This window comes from Vogesella mureinivorans (genome assembly GCF_007644035.1).
GTDB classification, from domain to species: domain Bacteria; phylum Pseudomonadota; class Gammaproteobacteria; order Burkholderiales; family Chromobacteriaceae; genus Vogesella; species Vogesella mureinivorans.
Genome location: NZ_VMTV02000029.1, coordinates 1 through 320, shown reverse-complemented (window position 1 = coordinate 320; position 320 = coordinate 1). Strand labels below are relative to the sequence as shown.

General features: G+C 44.7%; 1 pseudogene. It reads right to left on the bottom strand.

Annotation, left to right across the window (positions count from 1 at the left end):
* Positions 1-320 (bottom strand): annotated as a pseudogene (gene tuf / locus FLQ44_RS00965) (elongation factor Tu); the annotation flags it as partial.

Genomic DNA, 320 nt, shown 5'->3' with positions numbered 1-320 from the left:
CACCGGTTACGGTTGTTTTCGTAGTTTCTTTGATACCTACGATTTCAACTTCTTCACCTGATTTGATGATACCACGTTCAACACGGCCTGTTACTACCGTACCACGACCAGAAATTGAGAATACGTCTTCGATTGGTAATAAGAACGGTTTATCAATTGCACGCTCCGGCTCTGGAATGTATGTATCTAAGTGGTGTGCTAACTCAAGAATTTTTTCTTCCCACTCCGGCACGCCGTTTAACGCTTGTAACGCTGAACCACGTACGATTGGTGTATCGTCACCCGGGAAATCGTATTGAGAAAGAAGTTCACGCACTTCC